General features: G+C 62.7%; 16 protein-coding genes. 1 reads left to right on the top strand and 15 read right to left on the bottom strand.

The features are described 5' to 3' along the window. Positions 1-389: 389 nt before the first annotated feature. From NOM55_RS10770 to ndk, 15 genes are all read right to left on the bottom strand, one after another. Complete coding sequence (locus NOM55_RS10770) at positions 390-1,685, bottom strand: adenylosuccinate synthase (RefSeq protein ID WP_120811934.1); 1,296 nt, start codon at positions 1,683-1,685, stop codon at positions 390-392. A 29-nt stretch (positions 1,686-1,714) separates the two neighbouring features. Next, positions 1,715-2,866 (bottom strand): ATP phosphoribosyltransferase regulatory subunit, encoded by a 1,152-nt coding sequence (locus NOM55_RS10775; RefSeq protein WP_255908577.1) that lies wholly within the window; start codon positions 2,864-2,866, stop codon positions 1,715-1,717. Between the two features lie 85 nt (positions 2,867-2,951). Continuing rightward, entirely contained in the window at positions 2,952-3,827 is an 876-nt protein-coding gene (gene hflC, locus NOM55_RS10780; protein WP_255908578.1) for a protease modulator HflC, read from the bottom strand. Between the two features lie 14 nt (positions 3,828-3,841). After that, positions 3,842-5,056 (bottom strand): FtsH protease activity modulator HflK, encoded by a 1,215-nt coding sequence (gene hflK / locus NOM55_RS10785; protein WP_120811937.1) that lies wholly within the window; start codon positions 5,054-5,056, stop codon positions 3,842-3,844. Further along, the gene (gene hflX, locus NOM55_RS10790; protein ID WP_047966109.1) at positions 5,043-6,179 is read right to left on the bottom strand and encodes a ribosome rescue GTPase HflX; all 1,137 of its coding nucleotides are present in this window, start codon (positions 6,177-6,179) and stop codon (positions 5,043-5,045) included. Before hflX ends, hflK begins: the two co-directional genes overlap by 14 nt. Before the next feature lie 75 nt (positions 6,180-6,254). Continuing rightward, complete coding sequence (gene hfq, locus NOM55_RS10795; RefSeq protein WP_047966110.1) at positions 6,255-6,512, bottom strand: RNA chaperone Hfq; 258 nt, start codon at positions 6,510-6,512, stop codon at positions 6,255-6,257. Between the two features lie 84 nt (positions 6,513-6,596). Then, entirely contained in the window at positions 6,597-7,961 is a 1,365-nt protein-coding gene (der, locus tag NOM55_RS10800) for a ribosome biogenesis GTPase Der (RefSeq protein WP_047966111.1), read from the bottom strand. A gap of 12 nt (positions 7,962-7,973) precedes the next feature. Continuing rightward, on the bottom strand, positions 7,974-9,113 hold the full coding sequence (gene bamB, locus NOM55_RS10805; protein ID WP_255908579.1) for an outer membrane protein assembly factor BamB: 1,140 nt from the start codon (positions 9,111-9,113) through the stop codon (positions 7,974-7,976). A 2-nt stretch (positions 9,114-9,115) separates the two neighbouring features. Next, positions 9,116-9,748, bottom strand: a complete 633-nt coding sequence (locus tag NOM55_RS10810; protein ID WP_255908580.1) for a tetratricopeptide repeat protein — start codon at positions 9,746-9,748, stop codon at positions 9,116-9,118. Between the two features lie 12 nt (positions 9,749-9,760). Further along, the gene (hisS, locus tag NOM55_RS10815) at positions 9,761-11,032 is read right to left on the bottom strand and encodes a histidine--tRNA ligase (RefSeq protein WP_255908581.1); all 1,272 of its coding nucleotides are present in this window, start codon (positions 11,030-11,032) and stop codon (positions 9,761-9,763) included. A gap of 54 nt (positions 11,033-11,086) precedes the next feature. After that, positions 11,087-12,361, bottom strand: coding sequence for a flavodoxin-dependent (E)-4-hydroxy-3-methylbut-2-enyl-diphosphate synthase (ispG, locus tag NOM55_RS10820; RefSeq protein ID WP_120811947.1), 1,275 nt, complete (start codon positions 12,359-12,361; stop codon positions 11,087-11,089). A 7-nt stretch (positions 12,362-12,368) separates the two neighbouring features. Continuing rightward, on the bottom strand, positions 12,369-13,208 hold the full coding sequence (locus NOM55_RS10825; protein ID WP_255908582.1) for a helix-turn-helix domain-containing protein: 840 nt from the start codon (positions 13,206-13,208) through the stop codon (positions 12,369-12,371). A gap of 6 nt (positions 13,209-13,214) precedes the next feature. Beyond that, the gene (gene pilW / locus NOM55_RS10830; RefSeq protein ID WP_082133641.1) at positions 13,215-13,955 is read right to left on the bottom strand and encodes a type IV pilus biogenesis/stability protein PilW; all 741 of its coding nucleotides are present in this window, start codon (positions 13,953-13,955) and stop codon (positions 13,215-13,217) included. After that, entirely contained in the window at positions 13,952-15,046 is a 1,095-nt protein-coding gene (rlmN, locus tag NOM55_RS10835) for a 23S rRNA (adenine(2503)-C(2))-methyltransferase RlmN (protein WP_047966117.1), read from the bottom strand. The genes pilW and rlmN overlap by 4 nt, the downstream gene beginning before the upstream one ends. A 48-nt stretch (positions 15,047-15,094) precedes the next feature. Continuing rightward, a complete protein-coding gene (gene ndk, locus NOM55_RS10840; protein WP_047966118.1) occupies positions 15,095-15,520 on the bottom strand; it encodes a nucleoside-diphosphate kinase in 426 nt (141 codons plus the stop codon). Between the two features lie 135 nt (positions 15,521-15,655). Here ndk and NOM55_RS10845 point away from each other — a divergent pair, with 135 nt between their 5' ends. Next, positions 15,656-16,447 (top strand): SPOR domain-containing protein, encoded by a 792-nt coding sequence (locus NOM55_RS10845; protein ID WP_255908583.1) that lies wholly within the window; start codon positions 15,656-15,658, stop codon positions 16,445-16,447. Positions 16,448-16,459 lie beyond the last annotated feature (12 nt).

Here is a 16,459-nt window from a genome sequence, read left to right on the forward strand (position 1 = left end):
GCGGAATTGGTAGACGCACTAGGTTCAGGTCCTAGCGCCCGCAAGGGTGTGGAAGTTCGAGTCTTCTCTTGGGCACCAAAACAAAAACACCGTTGAGACATCTCAACGGTGTTTTTGCATTTTCACAGCAAAAACTGCAGCAATCCGTATCGCCCCCTCGCGCCGACCAGCCGGTCACACCCCACACCGCCATCGTTGGCGCCACGCATCACCCACCAAGCCTTGCCTTACCCCCTGCTGCCACGCGGGTAGCCAACCATCAAGCAACACTGCAACGTAGCTGCCGCACCCAAGCCCGGCACTGCGGCCAACCTTTGCTAGTCGCCACACCGTTTGCCGCAGGCGCAAAAAAGCCCGCCGAAGCGGGCTCTTGCATGAAGCATGCAACCTTACAGACCGTAAGGATGGCGCAGCACGATGGTCTCTTCGCGATCCGGGCCGGTCGATACAATGTCCACCGGTGCGCCGCACACTTCGGCGATGCGGGTCAGGTAGGCTTGCGCATTGGCAGGCAGGTCTTCCCAGCGCTTGGTACCGAAGGTGGACTCGCTCCAGCCTGGCAGCGTCTCGTACACCGGCTGGCACTTGGTTACCGCATCGGAGCCGAAGGGCAGGATATCAACCTGCTTGCCATCCAGGGTGTAACCAACACACAGCTTGATCTCTTCCAGCCCGTCCATCACGTCCAGCTTGGTCACGCACAGGCCGGAGACGCCGTTGATCTGGATCGAGCGCTTCAGTGCCGCGGCATCGAACCAGCCACAGCGACGCGGACGGCCAGTGACCGAACCGAACTCGTTACCGCGCTTGGCCAGGAAGGCACCGATCTCGTTGTCCTGCTCGGTCGGGAACGGGCCGGAACCGACACGGGTGGTGTAACCCTTCACGATGCCCAGCACGTAGTTGAGCATCTGCGGTGCCACACCGGCGCCAGGCGCAGCGGCACCAGCCACACAGTTGGACGAGGTCACGAACGGGTAGGTACCGTGGTCGATATCCAGCAGCGTGCCTTGCGCGCCTTCGAACAGCAGTGGCACGTCGGCCTGGTTCAGGTCGTACAGCGTGCGCGACACATCGGCCACCATCGGCTTGATGCGCTCGGCCAGCAGCATGGTCTGCTCCAGGATCGCTTCGTAGCTTACCGGCTCAACCTTGAAGTACTCGGTCAACTGGAAGTTGTAGTAGTCGACGTTTTCCTTCAGCTTGGCGGCAAAGGCTTCGCGATCGAACAGGTCGATCACGCGCAGCGCACGGCGCGCCACCTTGTCTTCGTAAGCCGGGCCGATGCCACGACCGGTGGTACCGATCTTGCCGGCACCCTTGGCCGCTTCGCGTGCCAGATCCAGCGCCACGTGGTATGGCAGGATCAACGGGCAGGCTTCGGCGATCTTCAGGCGGCTGGCGACATTGACACCGGCGGTTTCCAGCTCGTCGATTTCCTTGAGCAGCGCCTCCGGCGACAGCACCACGCCGTTACCGATGAAGCACTCGACGCCGGCACGCAGAATGCCCGACGGGATCAAGCGCAACACGGTCTTCTTGCCATTCACAACCAGAGTATGACCAGCGTTGTGACCACCCTGGAAGCGGACAACACCGCGAGCATGGTCTGTCAGCCAGTCAACAATCTTGCCCTTGCCCTCGTCACCCCACTGGGTGCCGATTACGACGACATTCTTGGACATTGGTAAACCTCTTCTCTTCAGAAATCAAATTACTTAAACGGTACAAGCTGCCAGTTTTCACCAGCCTTGACCAGTTCACGATCACAATTCAGGGCGGCAGCAGACTCGCCCAGATAATCCACAATGACCTTCTCGCCGCGCGCACGCAGTTCGGCCACTTTTATTGTCGCTTGCGGCAACAGGTTGGCCGCAAGCTTGATTCCCTTGGCACTTTCGTTCTGCGGCAGGATACGGATCAGGTCGCGCAGGTCGAGACTAAAACCGGTCGCCGGACGGGCACGGCCGAAGCGGCGGCCAACGTTGTCGTAACGGCCGCCACGCGCCAGCTCTTCCGCCCAGCCAGGGGCGTAGGCGGCAAACATCAGGCCGTTGTGGTAGTGGGTGCCGCGCAATTCGGTGAGGTCAAAGTTGAGCTCGACCTCGCCTTCCAGCGAGTTCGCCACTGCAGCCAGCTGCATCAGGCCGAGCTCGACTTCCGGCAGCGACGGCAAGTGGGTACGCGCCCTGTCCAGCACTGCGCGCGAACCATACAGCTCCGGCAGCGCGAGGAAGGCGCTGCGATACGGTTCGGCAACATCAACCAGCAACTCGCGCAGCGTCGACAGGTCCTTGGCCTGCAGTACCGAGAACACCTCGGCAGACAGTTCGTGGCCAAGACCGGCGGCCTGCACCAGACCGCGGAACAGGCCCATATGGCCGACATCCAGGCGCAGACCTTCAACGCCGATCTGGCGCAGCGAGGTCAGCATCAAGCGGATGATTTCCAGGTCGGCCTCAATGCCGGCATAGCCGTACAGTTCCGCCCCCACCTGCAGCGGCTCGCGCGAGCTCATCAGCCCGTCCGGGCGCGAATGCACCACGCTGCCGGCGTAGCACAGCCGGGTCACGCCGGTGCGCTGCGACAGCAGATGGGCATCGATACGCGCCACCTGTGGCGTGATGTCGGCACGCAGCCCCAGCTGGCGACCGGAGAAATGGTCATCCAGCTTGAAGGTCTTGATCGCCAGCGCGCCGTCTTCCGGGGTCACCAGTGCATCGTAGTATTCAATCAGCGGTGGCAGGACCAGTTCGTAGCCAGAGGTACGAAACAGCTCAAGCATCGATGCCTTGGCAGACTCAACCTGACGGGCGGTGGCCGGCAGGATGTCCGCAACATATTCGGGTAACAGCCAATTACGCATCTATCTCTACACACAATAAAAGGCGGGATTCGCGATCCCGCCTTGTTGATAAGCTTGCCGTCTATCCCCGGCTCGTTGCCCGCGCTTACTTGGCCGCGGGCTTGGTGCTCTTGAAGTACTTGAAGAACTCGGAGCTCGGATCCAGCACCAGCACATCGCTCTTGCTTCGCATCGTCTGCTTGTAGGCATCCATGCTGCGCCAGAAAGCGTAGAACTCCGGATTCTTGCCGTAGGCCTGCGCGTAAATCGCGCCGGCACGGGCATCGCCCTCGCCCTTCATCGTCTGCGCCTTGCGATAGGCCTCGGCCAGCAGCACTTCGCGCTGGCGGTCGGCATCGGCACGGATACGCTCGGCCTCGGCCGCGCCTTCGCTGCGCAACTGGCTGGCCACGGTGCGACGCTCGGAGTTCATCCGTTCAAAAACCGAAGCACTGATTTTATCCGGAAAGTCGACTCTTTTTAAGCGCACATCCAGTATTTCCATACCAATTTTTTGCGCGTCGAGGTTGGCCTTCTTGCGGACATCCTCCATGACTTGGTCGCGCTGGCCGGATACGACATCGGCAACACTCTTCTGGCCGAATTCGGCGCGCAGGCCATCGTTGATAGTTTGCTTCAGACGAGCCACTGCGGCCAGCTCGTTGCCGCCGACGCTCTTGTAAAACTGCTCGACATCACGCACGCGCCACTTGACGAAGCTGTCCACCAGCACGTTTTTCTTTTCGCGGGTGTTGAACAGCTCCGGCTCTTCCGGATCGATCGTCTGGATGCGGCGATCGTAGTAACGCACATTCTGCAACACCGGCACCTTGAACTGGATGCCAGGCTGCTCGATGACCCGCACCACCTCGCCAAACTGGAACACCATCGCGAACTGGCGCTGGTCTACGGTAAACAGCGACGATGAGGCAATCAGCAACAGAACTGCCACACCGATCAAAGAAGGAAGAAGTCGTTCCATGGGGGCTCCTGTTATTAGTTACGCCCGCGAGTCACATCGCGGCTGGTGGAACCGGACGAAGACGGCGCGACGGGGGCCACCACCGGCGGCACCTCGGCAGGCTGTGTAGCGCTGCCGGACTGGAGCGACGGCGCGGCGACACTGGACTGCTGGATCAGCTTGTCCAGCGGCAGGTACAGCAGGTTGTTGCCACCCTTCTGGTCAACCAGCACCTTGGTGGTATTGCTCATCACCTGTTGCATCATGTCGAAGTACAGGCGGTCACGCATCACCTTCGGCGCCTTGGCGTATTCCGACAGCACGCTGTTGAAACGCGCGGCGTCACCCTCGGCGGTGGCCACCACATTCTGGCGATAGCCCTCGGCCTCTTCCAGCAGGCGCGCGGCCATACCCTTGGCCTTCGGCACCACGTCGTTGGCGTAAGCGACACCGTCGTTACGCAGCTTTTCCTTGTCCTGGCCCGCCTTTACCGCGTCATCGAACGCCGCCAGCACCGGCTCCGGCGGTTGCACGCCGTTGATGTTGACCTTGGCCACGCGCACGCCCAGCTTGTAGCGATCCAGAATCGACTGAATGATGCGCTGGGTATCGGCCGCAATCTGGGCTCGGCCCTCGTTGAGCACGAAATCGACCTTGTTGCGGCCAACCACTTCGCGAATCGCCGTTTCCGTCGCCTGCTTCACCACGTCGCGGGCATCCGCCTCGGTAGCCAGGTTGTTGAACAGGAAGTCGCGCGCATCCTTGACGTCGTACTGCACCGACAGCTGCACATCGATGATGTTCTGGTCTTCGGTGAGCATCAGCGACTCTTCATTGATGCGGTTCTTGGCACTGCCACGGTAGCCGACCTCGATGCTGCGCACCTCGGTCAGGTTGACGATCTCCACCGTTTCAAACGGATACGGTGCGCGCCACTGCAGGCCGGAGTCGGTCGTGCGGTTGAAGCTGCCCATGCGCAGCACCACACCCTGTTCGCGGGCATCGACGATGTAGAAACCACTCAGCAGCCACAGGCCGGCCAGTGCCGCCAGTACACCCGCAGCGCCAAAGCGCATGCCGCGTGGCGACTCGCCGCTGCCGTTGCCATTACCAACCGGCGGCTCTTCATCCGGACCACGATTACCCAGCAGGCGCGACAGGCGCTGGTTCAGCTTGCGGAAAATTTCGTCCAGATCCGGCGGGCCATCGTTCGGACGTTTACCACCCCAGTTAGGATCATTCTGTGCCATAGCGGTCTCGATCTTCTATGTTATGGTCATTATTAAAGCCGTGCAGCCGTTCGGCAATCGCCTGCCGCAAGAGTTCCAGCCCTTCGCCGGTCAGCGCCGAAACGCGGACCGCGACCGGCTCGCCATGCTCGCCGCGTTCGATCTGCGGCGGCAAACCGCGCAAGTCGGTCTTGTTCCACACCAGTAACTGAGGCGTGCTGCTGGCACCGATCTCGGCCAGCACCTTGTCCACTTCCTCGATCTGGCGATCCTTGTCCGGCGACGCCGAGTCGACCACATGCAGCAGCATGTCGGCCTGGATCGTCTCCTCCAGCGTGGCACGGAACGCCGCCACCAGCGAGTGCGGCAGGTCGCGGATGAAGCCCACGGTATCGGACAGCACGATGGACAACTCCGGGCTGAGGTAAAGCTTGCGGCTGGTGGTATCCAGTGTCGCAAACAGCTGATCCGCAGCATAGGCCTGCGCCTTGGTCATCGCATTGAACAAGGTGGACTTGCCTGCATTGGTATAGCCGACAATCGATACCGACTGCAATCCGGAGCGCTCGCGGCTGCGGCGCTGTGTCTTGCGCTGACGGGCAACGGCAGCCAGACGATCCTTCAGCATTTTCACGCGCAAGCCGAGCAGGCGGCGGTCGGTTTCCAGCTGCGTCTCGCCCGGTCCGCGCAGGCCGATGCCCCCCTTTTGCCGCTCGAGGTGGGTCCAGCCGCGCACGAGGCGGGTCGACAGGTGGGACAACTGTGCCAGCTCGACCTGCAGCTTGCCTTCATGGCTGCGGGCGCGCTGGGCAAAGATATCCAGTATCAGGGTGACGCGATCGACAACGCGGCACTGCAGCACGCGCTCCAGATTGCGTTCCTGCCCGGGCCCCAGAGCGTGATTGAAGATCACCACGTTGGCCGCCACCGCATTGACCAGGGCGGCGATCTCCTCGACCTTGCCTTTGCCGGCGAACAGCGCGGCATCGGGACGCTGGCGTTTGCCATGGATGGTACCGGCCACGGTGACACCGGCACTGCGCACCAGGTCAACGCATTCCTGTACACCCTCGTCATAGTCGGGCGCACCAAAGTCGAGACAGACCAGTACGGCGATGTCTCCTAGATCCGGGCGATCAAACACGAAAGATCTTTCTGAGGGGGAAAACCGGTCGGCAATCGCTTGCCGGACCGGCATTCAGGCGGAACAGGCAGTGACTCAAGCGTCGGCAGCGTCGGACTTGGCGCCGTGATTGTCATGCGGAATGTTTACCGGGCGCGCTGGCACCACGGTAGAAATGGCATGCTTGTAAACCATCTGGGTTACCGTGTTTTTCAGCAGCACCACATACTGGTCGAACGACTCGATCTGGCCTTGCAACTTGATACCGTTGACGAGGTAGATGGAAACCGGCACATGCTCCTTACGCAGGATATTAAGGAACGGGTCTTGTAACATTTGCCCTTTAGAGCTCATTTTGTTCTCCGATTTCGTGGAATTGTAATTTCGTTACTAGCAAGCGGCGCTAAGACTCTTTTTAGCATAAAAAAAACCGCCGTACTATTTTCGGCCCTTGTGAACCAGCAAACTCGGCTTGGTGCCTGTTGCTTCCTTCTCAAAGGGGTTGGTATTGGACTTGTATTGTACCCGCAGCGGCGTGCCTTGCAGCTGAAAAGCTTTGCGGAACATGTTTTCCAGATAACGGGTGTAGCTGTCCGGAATCTTGCTCAGCGCATTGCCGTGTACCACGATGATCGGCGGGTTCATGCCGCCCTGGTGGGCGTAGCGTAGCTTCGGACGAATCGGGCCGGTCCGCGGTGGCAGCTGGCGCTCGACGGCCAGTTGCAGGATGCGGGTCAGCTTCGGCGTCTGCAGCTTGGTCATGGCCGCGCGGTAGGCGTCGTCGATCGACTTGAACAGGTCGGCAACCCCCTTGCGCTCCAGCGCCGAGATGTAGTGGAACTTGGCGAAATCAAGGAAACCGAGCTTGCGCGCGATCTCGTGCTTGATGGTTTCCTTCTGGTGATTGTCGAGGTTGTCCCACTTGTTCACCGCGACCACCAGCGCCCGGCCGGCCTCCAGCGCAAAACCGGCGATGGTGGCGTCCTGCTCGGAAATGTCGAGCTGCGCGTCCAGCACCAGCACGGCCACGTTGGCGTCTTCGATCGCCTGCATGGTCTTGATCACCGAGAACTTCTCGATCGCCTCGTCCACCTTGCCGCGACGACGCACGCCGGCGGTGTCGATGATGGTGTACTGGCGGCCTTCACGCTCGAAATCGATGTAGATACTGTCGCGGGTGGTGCCGGCCTGGTCAAAGGCGATCACGCGATCTTCCCCCAGCACCGCATTCACCAGCGTCGACTTGCCGACGTTGGGGCGGCCGATGATGACGAACTTGGGATGGTTGACCTTCGGCTCTTCCTCGGCATCCGGGAAGTGCTCCAGCACCATCTCCATCAGTTCGCGCACGCCGTCACCGTGCGAGGCGGAGATCGACAGCGGCTCGCCCAGCGCCAGCTCGTGGAATTCGGCGGTGGCGACTGCGCTGCGCATGCCTTCGGCCTTGTTCACCACCAGGTAAACCGGCTGGTTGCTGCGGCGCAGGCGGTTGGCGATGATCTTGTCCTGCGGCGTGATGCCGGTACGGCCATCCACCAGGAACACGATGGCGTCCGCCTCGTCCACGGCCTGCAGCGTCTGCTTGGCCATTTCGAACAGGATGCCCTCGTCCACCACCGGCTCAAAGCCGCCGGTATCGATCACCAGATACGGCTTGCTGCCGACACGGCCGTGGCCGTAGTGACGGTCACGGGTAAGACCCGGCTGATCCGCTACCAGCGCATCGCGCGAACGGGTCAGACGGTTGAACAGGGTCGATTTGCCCACATTGGGGCGCCCTACCAGGGCAATAGTCGGTTTCATTCAGCACTGCTTTTAGAGTGTGACCGCCGACAAGGTGCCGTTGGTGTCGAGAACGTAGGCAATATTGCCGAGCACGAGCGGGCGTGCAATGGTTCCTTCCACCTTCAGCTGGCTGCGGCCAACGATTTGTCCATCAACAGGCGAGAGCAAATGTGCATAGCCCTCACCATCTACTGCCAGTAAGTTATTACCCAGCTTTACCGGGGCGGTCACGTTGCGATAACGCAGTGCGTCCTGTTTCCACAGATTGCGGCCGGTATCCGGGTCGAACGCCCAGATCGAGCCGTCATCGGCAGTGGAATACACGCCCTTGGCATCCATCGACAGGCCGCGGCTGCTGGCCAGCTCGCGCGCCCACGCCTGCTCGCCGCCACGGGCCTCGAAGCAGCCGATCCGCCCCTGATAGGCCACGGCGCAAACGCGGCGGCCATCAAAAACCGGCTGACTGACCACGTCAGTCACCCGTTCCAGTTCACTGGCGCCACGCGGCGAAGCGACTACCGCCTCCCACAGCATGCGCCCCTGTTCCAGTGCATACACCGCCAGCTTGCCGGAGGCGGAGCCGACCAGCAGCACGTCGTCACCTTCCACCTTCAACTGCGGCGTGGTCTGTTTGACGGTCAGCGCCGGCAATGGTTGCCATTCGGTCCACAACTGACGACCGCTCTGGATGTCAAAAGCGCTGATACGACCGTCGTTGCTGCGCGTCACCACCGCCTTGCCGCCGACCTGCGGCGGCTCGGCCAGCACGCTGGTCAGCGTCTGTTCCCACACGATCTTGCCGGTATCAAGGTTGGCCGCAATCAGCTTGCCCTGGTCGTTGCCGGCAAAAATCAGTTTGTCGGCGATGGCGACACCGGCACTGAGCTTCTGTTCGAAGTCGAACCAGCGGCTCTGGCTGCCGTTCAGCACGTTGATGGCGCTGACCTTGCCATCACCACCGGCCACCCACAGCAGGCCCTGGTCGTAGAACGGCGTGAACAGGCCGCCCTCCGCTGCCGGCACGCTGGCCTGCCACTGCACTTTCAGCGCGCTTTGCTGCGCAACCGGCTGCAACGGCGTCGGCTCGAAACCGACCGAACCTTCAAACCAGCTGGCGCAGCCGCTCAGCAACGGCAAAACAAGGGCGGCACAAATGAGACGTCGCTTCATGATCAATTTCCCAGGGAGTCGAGCTTGGTCTGGATAAAGTCGCGCAAAGTTGCATCCGGCGACGCCTTGGCCAGTGCGGCCTTGTAGCTGTCACGGGCACCGGACACATCGCCGCGCGCCACCAGCACATCACCCTTCAGGTCCAGGAACAACGTGTCAAAGCTGGCCGGATGCGCCTGTGCCAGCTCGGCCAGTGCCGCGTCGTACTGCTTTTCGTCGAGCAGCACGGTCGCCAGACGCAGGCGGGCGACCGCCTGCAACGATTCGTCCTGCTGGCCGCTGGCCAGCAGCCACTTCAGCTGGGCACGGGCAAAGGCGAGATCGCCCTTGTCGAAGGCGGCCTTGGCCGCCAGCAGTGCCGCATTGGCGGCATAGGCGGAGCCGGGATGCGCGCTCTGCAGCGCGGCAGCGGTGGCCTTGACCTTGTCGAGCGTGCCGGCCTGAACCTGCTGTTCCAGCTGCGAATAGATGGTGGCCGCCTTGGCGCTTTCCGCCGCGCGGTACATCTGCCAGCCCTTGTAACCCAGATAGGACAGCAACACCGCCAGCACGACTGTGGAAAGCAGCTTGCCCCACTGTGCCCAGAAGGTCTTGATCCAGTCAATCTGTTCCTGTTCCTGCAAATCGAAAGCCATGCATCCCCCTCGTCAAGACTTGAAGCGGGAAACCGCCGCGGCCACGTCGGCTGCGGCAACGGTTTCCTGCGCGGCGTCGGCACGCAATGGCTTGATCACCACCTGCGCCGTCGCCACTTCGTTTTCACCGATGATCAGCGCCACTGCGGCGCCGCTGCCATCGGCCTTTTTCATTTGCGACTTGAAGCTGGCGTCCCCCATGTGCTGGATCACGCTGTGACCGGCCATGCGCAGCGACTGGGCCAGCTGCATGGCGTAGGCGGTGGCGCCCTGCCCCTGGTTGACGATGAACACGTCGACGCTGCGACGTGCCGGCAACAAACCCTTTTCGGCCAGCAACAGCAGCACGCGCTCCATGCCCATGCCAAAACCGATGCCCGGCGCCGGCTTGCCGCCCAGCTGCTCGATCAGGCCGTCGTAGCGACCGCCGGCACACACCGTGCCCTGCGCGCCCAGCTCGGTGGTCACCCACTCGAAGACCGACTGGTTGTAGTAGTCCAGACCGCGCACCAGGCGCGGGTTTTCCACGTAAGGGATGCCCAGCGCGTCGATCAGCGCCTTCCAGCCCTCGTAGTGCGCGCGGGAGGCGTCACCGAGGTAGTCGCTCAGCCGCGGCGCGGCGTTGGCCATCTCCTGCAATGCCGGATTCTTGGTGTCCAGCACCCGCAGCGGGTTACTGTACAGGCGGCGCTTGCCGTCTTCATCCAGGATGGCGACGTGCTGTTCGAGATAGGCGATCAGCGCCTCGCGATGCGCGGCACGCTCTTCCTTGTTGCCCAGAGTGTTGATTTCCAGCTGCACGCTGTCGGCCAGGCCCAGGCGACGCCACAGCTCGGCGGTCATCGCGATGATCTCGGCATCGATGTCCGGGCCGTTCATGCCCAGCGCCTCGACACCGATCTGGTGGAACTGGCGGTAGCGGCCTTTCTGCGGCCGTTCGTGGCGGAACATCGGGCCCATGTACCACAGCTTCTGCGTGGTGTTGTACAGCAGGTTGTGCTCGACCACCGCGCGCAGGGTGCCAGCGGTGCCTTCCGGGCGCAGCGTCAGCGAATCGCCGTTCAGGCTGTCGGTGAAGGAGTACATCTCCTTCTCGACGATGTCGGTCACTTCGCCGATGGAGCGCACGAACAGTGGCGTGCTTTCCACAATAGGGGTGCGGATATTCTGGTAGCCGTAGTCTGCCAGCCAGCCGCGCAGCGTGTTTTCAAAATACTCCCACTGGTGCGACTCGGCCGGCAGCACATCATTCATGCCGCGAATCGCTTGCAACTTTTGAGCCATTACGATTGTTCTTCCGAAATTCTCTGGATTCGATTCTAAGGTTGGCCGCAAGCCCTACACGGACTTGATCGGGATAGTGCGCGCCACCACTTCGCGGCGCTTGGCACCACCCTCGCCATAACGGGTCTGCACGTACTGATCGACGATGGCCTTGAACTCGGTGGCGATGTGATCGCCCTTCAGCGTCACGTCCTTGTGACCGTCGACGTATACCGGCGCCACCGGCACTTCGCCGGTGCCAGGCAGGCTGATGCCGATGTCGGCGAGCTTGGACTCGCCCGGGCCGTTGACCACACAGCCCATCACCGCCACCTTCATGTCTTCCACCCCCGGATACTGCAGGCGCCAGATCGGCATCTGCTCGCGCAGGTAGGTCTGGATGCTGTCCGCCAGTTCCTGGAAAAAGGTGCTGGTGGTACGGCCACAGCCGGGACAGGCGGTGACCAGCGGCGTGAACGAGCGCAGGCCCATGGTCTGCAGCAGCTCCTGCGCCACCACCACTTCCTTGGTGCGCGCCTCGCCCGGCTGCGGGGTCAGCGAAATACGGATGGTATCGCCGATGCCTTCCTGCAGCAGCACCGCCAGCGCCGCGCTGGAGGCGACGATGCCCTTGCTGCCCATACCGGCCTCGGTCAGGCCCAGATGCAGCGGAAAATCACAGCGACTGCCCAGATCGCGATACACGGTGATCAGGTCCTGCACGTTGCTGACCTTGCACGACAGCAGGATACGGTCGGAGGCCAGCCCCAGTTCCATCGCCTTGTCGGCCGACTCCAGCGCCGACACGATCAGCGCCTCGCGCATCACCACGTCCAGCGCCTTGGGGTTGGCTGCATGATTATTGGCGTCCAGCATCCGCGCCAGCAGCGCCTGGTCCAGGCTGCCCCAGTTGACGCCGATGCGCACCGGCTTGTCGTACTCGATGGCGGTGCGGATCATGAACGCGAACTTGTCGTCGCCCTTGGCCCCCTTGCCGACGTTGCCGGGGTTGATGCGGTACTTGCCAAGCGCACGCGCGCAGTCGGGGTAGTCTTTCAGCAGACGGTCGCCGTTGAAATGGAAGTCGCCGACCAGCGGCACGTCGCAACCGAGGTCGTCCAGCCGCTGGCGGATTTCCGCCACGCGGGCCGCGGCCTCCGGGCTGTTGACGGTAATGCGCACCACCTCGGAGCCGGCCTGCGCCAGCGCCTGCACCTGCTGCACGGTGGCAGCGGCATCGGCGGTGTCGGTATTGGTCATCGACTGCACCATCACCGGGTGCGCGGAACCCACCATCACGTGGCCAATGGCCACCTGCTGGGTTTGACGGCGTTTGATCGTTGCGTCCATCTGCGTGTTAGTTCAGTTCCAGTTTGGCGGTGGTCCCGCGAATCTTGCTGCCAAGGTCGACCGGCTGGCCGTTATAGGCCAGCTCGGCGTTGGCCGCATTGCCGATCACCACGCGGAATGGCGGCCGGCCCTGCAGCTGCCGGCTGTCGTTGGCAGCCAGCGTGGCGTACACCAGTTTCTTGCCGTCGGCATCAGTAATCGACACCCAGGCTTCCTGGCGCACACGCAATTCGATACGGCCCTGCCCGGCGACCGGCGCGGTGGCACTTGGCGCCGAGGCCGCCACGGCGAGCGGCGCCGTCACCGGTGGTGCGGCCGGCTGCGGCGCCGAGGCAGGCACCACCGGCGGTGTGACCGCCACCACGTCGGAGGTGGTCGGCTGCAAGGCGCTGGCGTCGGGATCGGCCACCGTCGGTACCAGTGCCAGCGGCACCGAAGACTGCACTTCCGGCTCCGCCGCGCCCGGCAGCAGGAACCAGCCGCCGGCGATCACCAGCAGCGCACCCAGCGACAACGGCAAGGCCAGCGAGGCCTTGGCCGGCGCGTCGTTGACCGGCACCAGTGCCGCCGGTGGCGTATCCAGCGGCACGCACTGGTCCAGACGCGCCACCAGCGCATCGGCATTCATTTCCATGTAACGGGCATAGCTGCGCACGAAGCCGCGGGCGAAGGTCGCCCCCGGCAGGCTGGCGAAATCGCCGCGCTCGATGGCATTCAACTGCTTGACCGACAATTTCAGGCGATCGGCCACCTCGCCGATGCTCAGGCCCTTGCCCTCGCGGGCAGCACGCAATTCCTGCCCGATTGCCACGGCAGTGCTGTCTTGTTGTTGGTTATCCGCTTCCATGCTTTTTCAGTTTCCGCTAAGCAACATCTGGGCTTCCCCGGTATCGGGAAAACGCGTTTTCAGATAATCGGCCAGGCGTGTCTCCATCGCCCGATCCTGTTTTAAACGTGCCAGACGAATCCCCATCATCAATTCCGCTGGCGACATGCGACGCTCGTCAAACTTCAGGCGTTCGTAATAAAAGGTCGCCAGCGTGACATTTTTATCCAACAAAGACAAGTTCAGCAGTTCGCGCAACGCGGCGCTGTCATTCGGTGCGCGGCGCAGCGCGGCCAGCAGCCACTGGTTGGCCAGCGGGCGCTGGTCCATGCGCACCAGGCAGGCCGCCTTGTTCACCATCGCCGACTGCGGCGACTGGTACAGCGGATCGGCCAGCGCGCGGTCGAAGCGCGCGATCGCCTCTTCGTAGCGGCCGCGGCTGCACAGGTACCAGCCGAAATTATTGTTGACCTCGGGGTTGGCCGCATCCAGCTTCAGCGCACGGTTGAAGGCGGCTTCCGCCTCGGTGTCGACACCCAGTTGCATGTAGATCAGGGCGCGGGCGAGGTAGCCGGCCTGAAAGGTAGGATCAAACTTGATGGACTGATCGGCATTTTCCAGCGCCACGCGCATGTTGCCGATCTTCATGTACTCGATTGCCAACAGGGCCCGTGTCTGTGCCAGCTCGCGCGGGGTGGCGCCGTCGGCAAATGTCAGCGTACTGGCCAGCAGGGTGGCCAACAGGACGACGACACGGGCTAGCTTCATTGGTCTTTTTCCTCGGCGATGCGTATCCACTTTTCCTGGCGCCGGGTCTTGTCCTGCACTTGGCCGGCCAGCTGGCCGCAGGCGGCGTCGATGTCGTCGCCGCGCGTCTTGCGCACGGTGACGATGAAGCCGGCTTCCTGCAGGATTTCGCGGAAATTGCGGATCGCGTTGTTGCTGGAACGCTCGTAACCGGAATTCGGGAACGGGTTGAACGGAATCAGGTTGAACTTGCACGGCACGTCGCGCACCAGCGCGATCAGCTCCCGCGCATGTTCCGGTCTGTCGTTGACCCCGTCAAGCATCACGTACTCGAAGGTGATGAAGTCGCGCGGCGCCTTCACCAGATAGCGCTGGCAGGCCGCCATCAGCTCTTTCAGCGGGTACTTCTTGTTCAGCGGCACGATCTCGTCGCGGATGCGGTCGTTGGAAGCGTGCAGGCTCACCGCCAGCGCCACCGGACAGGCCTCTTTCAGTCTGTCCATCTGCGGCACCATGCCGGAGGTCGACACCGTCACGCGGCGGCGGCTCAGGCCGTAGCCGTGATCGTCGAGCATGATCTGCAGCGCCGACACCACGTTGTCGAAGTTGGCCAGCGGCTCGCCCATGCCCATCATCACCACGTTGGACACCACGCGCTCGTTCTTCGGCGTCACGCCCATCGCCTTGTTCGCCCACCACAGCTGGCCGATGATCTCGGCGGTGCTGAGGTTGCGGTTGAAGCCCTGACGGCCGGTGGAGCAGAAGGTGCACTCCAGCGCACAGCCGACCTGAGATGATATGCACAAGGTGCCGCGGTCATCCTCGGGGATGAACACGGTTTCGACGCCGTTGCCGGTGCCGACGTCGAGCAGCCACTTGCGGGTACCATCTTCCGATTCCTGCGACACCATCAGATCGGGCACACCGACAATGGCGCAGTCGTGCAGCTTGGCACGCAGGCTCTTGGCGATGTCGGTCATGGCGTCGAAGTCGGCTTCGCCCATCTGGTGCATCCAGCGCATGATCTGCTTGGCGCGGAACGGCTTTTCGCCCATCGCGGCAAAGTGGTCGGTGAGCTGGGGAAGGTTGAAGTCGAGCAGGTTGGTCTTCATGTCAATCTCTGGAAATGGCGGCCGCCACAGGCAGCCGCCGGGTACAGCTTAGCGTGCGCAGATCTCGGTTGCAGCGAAGAAGTAGGCTACTTCGATCGCGGCGTTTTCGAGGCTGTCGGAGCCGTGAACGGCGTTGGCATCGATGGAATCAGCGAAATCGGCGCGGATGGTACCGGCTTCGGCTTTCTTCGGATCGGTCGCGCCCATCAGTTCGCGGTTTTTCAGGACGGCGTTTTCGCCTTCCAGCGCTTGGATCATCACCGGACCGGAGATCATGAAGCTCACCAGGTCGTTGAAGAAAGGACGCTCTTTGTGCACGGCGTAGAAGCCTTCGGCTTCGGCGCGCGACAGTTGCTTCAGCTTGGCGGCCACGACTTTCAGGCCGGCGGATTCAAAACGGTCGTAGATCTTGCCGATAACGTTCTTGGCGACTGCGTCTGGCTTGATGATGGACAGCGTACGTTCGATTGCCATATAAATTCTCCCTGTTTACAAGCGAAATGGTTACACTTGCCAAGCTATTTTCAAGCTTGACGGGTTACCCAATTTTGAGGAACCCGGTATTTTACCAGTGTTCACCAGCGTTTGCTGCACAGAATGTAAACCGAGATGAATCCAACGCCACAAGAGCGCGCCCCCGGCGGCGACAGCGGGCTGTCGCCCCAGATCAAGAAACGGATTGCGATTGCCAGCGGCCTGGTTCTGGTGGCACTGGCGGCGATACCGATCATCGACAGTTTCAATCCACCGGCGACACCGCCAACCCCGGCCAGCACCCCGATCAGCTCCGGCCGCATCATCCAGAAAGACAGCAGCGACAGCGCCTCGCTGAGCCTCAGCGCCATCGACAGCAGCGCGCCGCTGGAAGCCAGCGCCGCCGTCAGCGCCAGTGCGCCAGCCGGCAGCTCGCCACTGGCACCAGCGCCCGGCAGCCCGGCCGGCGTCACCCCCCTCACCCCGCCTCAGATCCAGACACCACCGCCGCGCACGCCGGCCGTCGCCAGCAGCAAGGTGCTACCGGACAGCGCCGCCAAGAGCAGCAGCACGACCGCAGCACCGCGCAGCGTGCCGGCACCGGGCGTTATCGCCGCCCCGGCGCCCGCGCCCGCCATCCGCGTGCCGCTGGCCAACACGCCGCCGACCGCGCTGCCGCGCCTGCCGCCCCCCGGCATCGCTCCGCAAGGCAGCTCCTTCGGCTACCAGGTGCAGCTGGGCCTGTTCTCCAGCCCGGACAATGCCGAGAAGCTGGTGGCGGACCTGAAAAAGCGCGGCATCACCGCGCGCACCGAAACCCGCGTCCAGCTGGGCCCGTTCCGCACCCGTGCCGAGGCGGAAGAGGCGATGCAGCGCTTGCGCGCCCTCGGCTACCAGCCACTGCTGATTCCGGCCGGCCAGCGCTAAGCGCTCGCTCGC

This window comes from Vogesella sp. AC12 (assembly GCF_024437575.1).
GTDB lineage: Bacteria > Pseudomonadota > Gammaproteobacteria > Burkholderiales > Chromobacteriaceae > Vogesella > Vogesella indigofera.